Annotated in this window: 5 protein-coding genes; 4 read left to right on the top strand and 1 reads right to left on the bottom strand. The window is 27.9% G+C overall.

The genetic code is table 11. The annotated features are described in order from the left end of the window. Window positions 1–107: 107 nt before the first annotated feature. On the bottom strand, window positions 108–533 hold the full coding sequence (locus tag Q0998_RS17125) for a hypothetical protein (RefSeq protein ID WP_299672066.1): 426 nt from the start codon (window positions 531–533) through the stop codon (window positions 108–110). Between the two features lie 242 nt (window positions 534–775). Between Q0998_RS17125 and Q0998_RS17120 the strand changes: the two genes are divergently transcribed. From Q0998_RS17120 to Q0998_RS17105, 4 genes are all read left to right on the top strand, one after another. Next, window positions 776–1,291 carry a sigma-70 family RNA polymerase sigma factor gene (locus Q0998_RS17120; RefSeq protein WP_299672064.1) on the top strand — a complete coding sequence of 172 codons (516 nt, stop codon included), beginning with the start codon at window positions 776–778 and terminating at the stop codon, window positions 1,289–1,291. Between the two features lie 50 nt (window positions 1,292–1,341). Further along, entirely contained in the window at window positions 1,342–2,244 is a 903-nt protein-coding gene (locus Q0998_RS17115; RefSeq protein WP_299672062.1) for a FecR family protein, read from the top strand. Then, on the top strand, window positions 2,244–4,826 hold the full coding sequence (locus tag Q0998_RS17110; protein ID WP_299672060.1) for a carboxypeptidase-like regulatory domain-containing protein: 2,583 nt from the start codon (window positions 2,244–2,246) through the stop codon (window positions 4,824–4,826). The genes Q0998_RS17115 and Q0998_RS17110 overlap by 1 nt, the downstream gene beginning before the upstream one ends. Before the next feature lie 272 nt (window positions 4,827–5,098). Next, window positions 5,099–5,809 (top strand): hypothetical protein, encoded by a 711-nt coding sequence (locus Q0998_RS17105; RefSeq protein ID WP_299672058.1) that lies wholly within the window; start codon window positions 5,099–5,101, stop codon window positions 5,807–5,809. Window positions 5,810–6,000 lie beyond the last annotated feature (191 nt).

Genomic DNA, 6,000 nt, shown 5'->3' with positions numbered 1-6,000 from the left:
CTGCTCATTCTTAAAAATACGAAATTCTTCAAAAAAATGCAAAAAAAAAGACTGCCTTTTCAGACAGCCTCTTTCTTTTTTATTAGATTTTAATTTTTATGTAATCCTTAAAAATTAAAAAAGGGGGATGAAAAAAGATTTGAAAAACTAGGGAAACTTGAGAAAAATCCAGAGTTATCAATTTTAGGAAGTTTTAGAGGCTTTAACCTAGAGCTTGGAGAAGAAATACTTGTTGTAGTTTTTCCTTCAGCTTTACATGAAACTTCTTTATATAATTTTCCATTTACAAAAATTTTAGTTTTTGTTACTCCATTACTTGTTGAAGAATTTACAGAGACATTAGAAGAACTGGTGGTTGTGGTAGTTGTTGAGTTACCAGTTGTAACTATATTACTAGATCCAGTTTTAACATTGTCAATTTTGTAAACTCCACATGGAGTAGTTACTGTGGTGGTCTCTTGAGCATTTACAGCTGCTACAAGACCCGCTAATAAAAACATTGTAATTGTTGATTTTTTTGAAATAATTTTCATTTTAATAAAGGTTTAATAATAATTAATAAATAGTTTTATTTGTATATACATATCTATAACAAGCGATAAACTATTTACCCTAATTTTTTTTACAGTAACAAATTTAAATATTCGGTATGAAGTTAAATTTGTAAAAATTTTTGAATTACTTAAGATATATTCATGATTTTTTTTATCAAAACCATCTTTTTTTATCGAAAAAAAAATACTAGTTTTGATTTTTTAAATAAACTAAACAATTGATGGCCAATAAAAAGAACTCAATATGTGAGCAAAAAATATTTGAAAAAATTTATGACGATCATGCAGAAACAGTACGCAATTTTATTTTTTATAAATGTGGAAATATTGATCAGGCTGAAGATCTAACACAAGAAGCATTTATCAAACTATGGAAAAATTGTAGTAAAGTTTTAGTAGGTAAAGCCAAATCATTCCTATTTACGGTGGTTAAGAATCTTTTTTTTAACGAAGTGGCTCATAACAAGGTAGTTCTTAAATATCAGCAAAATTATGCTGTTAAGCATGAAAATCAAAGTCCAGATTTTTTAATGGAAGAGGAGGAGTTTATGCAAAAATTACAGAAAGCGATTAGTAATTTAACAGTGGCGCAAAGAGAAGTTTTCTTATTAAATAGAATTGATAAAAAGAAATACCGAGAAATAGCAGATCTTTTAGAGATCTCAGTAAAAACTGTAGAATATAGAATGCACAATGCATTATTGAGTTTAAGAAAAGAAATAAAATTTAAATTATAATTAGGGTAAACATACTATCAACGGTTATAGAATAGTAAACATAGGTTTTTATGGAAAAAAATGATGATGATATTTTTTTAGCTAGATGGCTTAATAATGAGCTTACTGAAAATGAGAAAGCAGAGTTTGAGTCTTCTGAAGTTTTTAATGATTACCAAAAAATTGTAAAGGGTTCAGAGAAACTTTTAATGCCAGATTTTGACAAGAAAAAAGTGTTTCAAAATATTCAAATGCAAACCACTGAAAGTTCAAAAGTTAAAAGATTTCTACCTTATTGGGCATATATAGCTGCAGCTTCAATAGCTATTTTATTTGGATTGTTTTACTTTTTAAATTTTGAAACAACTTATACTACCGACTTTGGTGAACAATTAGCAATTACGCTTCCAGATGGATCTGAAGTGATGTTAAATGCAAAATCTACTTTAAAGTATGACAAAAAAAACTGGCAGAAAGAACGAATAACCTATCTTAAAGGAGAAGCGTACTTTAAAGTAAAAAAAGGATCCTCTTTTAAAGTGATATCTAAAGATGGAGAAGTAAAAGTATTAGGCACAGAATTTAATGTAAATGCTATTAAAGGTTTTTATCAAGTAGCATGTTTTGAAGGTAAAGTTGAAGTAAAAAGTCTAAAAGAGAAAACAATCCTTACAAAAGGACTTGCCTATAGAAATGTTGGTAAAAAGGTAGAGAATTTTAATTTTAGAGAAACAATTCCTTCATGGCTAATGGGAGAGTCAACATTTAAGAGTGTTCCTCTAAAACAAGTAATCCATGCACTAGAAAAACAATATAACGTAAGGATTAATTCTGATAAAGTTGATGTAAAACAACGTTTTACAGGTAGTTTTAGCCATAAAAACATAGAAATTGCATTGCAAACAGTGTTTGGCACTATGGAAATAAATTATACCTTTGAAAATGAGAAAACTATTATTCTCATTAAAAATTAATGAAACGTTTCTGTTGGATTGTATGTTTTATTTTTTCTGTCCATTTATATTCTCAAAATACTATTACCATTGATTTTGTTGATGAACCCCTAGAATCAGTTTTAAAAAAATTGGAAGAGAAGTTTAATTTACGCTTTTCCTACCAAGATACTATTGTTGAGAATAAAAGTTTTTCTCTTATTAGCAACAATATTTCACTACATATTATCCTCAATAAACTTCAACAAAGCACGAATTTAATTTTTGAAAAAATTAATCATAGATACTTCATTGTAAAAAGTAAGCACCAATTAGAATATAACGAGATCTGTGGAAATGTTTTTGATAAAGAAACATTAGAAAGACTTCAATATGCAGATATTATGAACCTCAATCAAGGGACTGGGACAAGCACAAATGAAAAAGGGTACTTTAAACTGTCAAATGTCAAAAAAAACGATACGATTGCAATTCATTTTTTAGGTTTTGAAAGCAAAAAAATACTAGCAAGAGAGTTTCTAAAAGACAAATGTAAAAGCCTTGAAATAAATCCTTCGAATGAACAATTAAATGAGATTATTCTTAAAGAATATCTTACAAAAGGTATTTCAAAAAATAGTGATGGTTCTATAAAGTTTTCTCCTAAAAGTCTTGGTATTTTACCAGGTTTAACAGAACCAGATGTTTTTGAAAGTTTACAGTATTTACCAGGTATTCAAAGTCCTAATGAAACAGCCTCAGGATTGCACATAAGAGGAGGTACACCAGATCAAAATTTAATATTATGGGATGGAATAAAAGTATATCATAGTGGTCATTTGTTTGGAATGATTTCTGCATTCAATCCATACATTACAGATGAGGTTAATGTGTATAAGAATGGCGCAAAAGCAAAGTATGGTAATAGAATTTCGGGAGTGATTGATGCAAATTCAGAAAAAAAAATTCCATTAAAATTAAGTGGTGGTTTTGGAGTTAATATGACCCATGCAGATGCTTACCTAAAAACACCAATATTTAATAAAAAAGTAGGTATTGTAACTTCTTTTAGGCGCTCTTTTGTAGATGTCGTAAATACGTTTACTTATAAAAAGCTAACAAAAAAAGTCTTTCAAAACTCACGAATTGGATCAGATGAAAACGCCTATTTGTTAAAATCAACAGGAGTAAATAATAAGTTTTACTTTACAGATTATAATATAAAAGTAAATATGAATCTCACTAAAAAAGATAATCTTACTTTTAGTTCTTTATATGTAAAAAATAGATTGGATTATTCGGCCAGTTTTTCGAATCAACAATATAATGATACAGAAGAAGACTTATTAAAAATTAGAAACGTAGGTTTTTTTGGGTCTTGGAAAAAGCAGTGGAATGAGAAAATTAGCCACAATTTAAGTATAAGCAACTCTACATACGATTTAAATTATACAAGTAAGGATACTTTTGATGAGGTAGGTACTTTAGCCATAAATAAAGGGAACAATATAAAGGAAACTATTCTTGATTTGGAGACAAATATCAAGTTGAGCGACAAGCATTCTTTACAGGCAGGCTATCAACATTCTACCAACAAAGTTTCTTTTTCATTTGAAAATAAAATATCATACATCCCAGAAAATGATTATTTAATAACAGATAAAGCTACGAACATCTCTAGTGCTTTTTATTCAGAATACACATACAATAATCCTAAGAAATTTCTTTTTGATGTAAGTATGCGCTTAAATAGTTTTTCAGTTACAGATGAGTTTTTTATTGAACCCAGATTTAATTTTAAAGTTTTTTTAAATAAAAATCTCAAAATTGGTGTTTCAGGTGAAGTAAAAAACCAACCTATAACTCAAATTATTGAATTTGTTACTTCAGATTTAGGCTTAGAGAATCAAGTTTGGGCTTTGGCAGACAATGTAGATTTTCCCAGTTTAAATAGTAGACAAATAAGTGCCAATGTAAACTATAAAAAAAATAATTGGAATTTTGATGTAGAAGGCTATGTTAGAAAAACAAAAGGTTTGACATCATTTACACGAGGTTTTGCTAGTGCTACAGGAGTTTTTTCTGCTGGTAATAGTGATAATTACGGTATTGATTTTTTGATAAAGAAAAGAATAAGAAATTATCGTACTTGGATTGCTTATTCATTTGCGCATTCAAATATTTATTTCGATCAAATAGAAAATGCAAAAAAGTTTAGAGGAAATTTTGATATTCGTCATAGTTTCAACTGGGCACATTCACTTAAATTAGGGAAGTTTCAGCTTTCTTTAGGGTGGAAATACAGAACTTCTAAACCGTTTACCGAATTAAGTTTACCACAAAATGGCGAAAATTCAATAACTACATACACCGAAGTTAATGGTGGTAAATTACCAAATTATCATCGTTTAGATTTTTCAGGAACGTATGAATTTCAGCTTTCAAAATTGAGTCAATGGAAAGGTAAAATAGGTTTTTCTCTACTGAATATGTATGATCGAAGAAATATATTAAATAAATTGTATCGTGTTTCTCAAAATGATGACGACGAGTTTAATTTGATTGAAAGTAATCAAAATGGACTTAGAATTACACCCAACATTGTTTTTAGAGTTAGTTTCTAAAAATCTACGCATAAATTTACCTGGCAAAACAATTGATTATAAATATATCATGGGAATTGGCAATTTTCTTAATACTTGTTATGCTAAAATGTACGAGTTTTAGTTTATCAGCATTTTTTTATTCAATAACAACTTAAGCGTAACTAATTGATTTTAAGATATTTTTTTTTTTTTTTGAATTTTAATTGATAAATTTTTTTTTAAAAGTTAGGGGTTTTAAAGATTGAGCTGTTTATTAAGTAACAATCTAAAAATAATTTTAAAACAAAAAAATGAAAACAATTAAAAGATTTCTTATGATTGCAGTAGTAGCTGCAAGTGCAATTTTTACAGGATGTGAAAGTAGAGATTCTGACATGATTTTGCCAGAAAATCCAATTTTTCAAAATTATTACGTAAAGTATAATTTAACAAAAAAACAAACAGAGGCAAAAGCTACCTTTAGAACTATTGATAAAACTGGTACAAGACTTGCTCTTAAAGGAAAATCAAGTGTGGTACTTAATGGAAAGAAGCAAGATGTTTTTAGCACTGCTGTTATTGATGGTTATTTTTATAGCTGGAAAAAACAAAAAGGCTTGCTAGATGCTAAGTTTACGTATGTTAAAAATGGAATGAAGAGATTCAACAACACTTTTAGTGCTAAAGATGTTTCTAAAATCGAATTTAAATCTGGACATGATAAACTGTCTCTTAAAAAAGATAATACAATTACATGGAAAGGAAATGCTGTAAAAGCTGGAGAAGAAGTATATGTCATTGTTTACCAAGATGGAAAAACAAGCGCAATTCCATCAACTACCAAAGTAGGTGCCACATCTGTGGTTATCAAGAAAGGTGATTTAAAAAATTTAAAAGCAGGTAAAGCAAAGATTAGTTTAACAAGAAAACTTACTAAAAAAACCATTAAAGAAGTAGATGGTAAAGCAGGAGGTAACGTAACTTTAGAAATGGTTGTTGAAAAAGAAACTTTTTTAAAGTAATTTAAAAAAATTTTGAAAGAGGAAATAAAAAAGTGAAGATAGTATGTTTTCTTCACTTTTTTATTTGATCAGAAACTATAACTCTACAAAATTATAGACATCAATTATTTGCTAAAAAATAATATAAAAGCAGTACTATTTTTACTCTAAATTAATTAAAAAAACTGATGTACAAATTAAATTATTTATAA

The organism is uncultured Polaribacter sp., from assembly GCF_947501385.1.
Taxonomy (GTDB): domain Bacteria; phylum Bacteroidota; class Bacteroidia; order Flavobacteriales; family Flavobacteriaceae; genus Polaribacter.
This window is presented reverse-complemented; position numbering and strand designations above follow the sequence as displayed.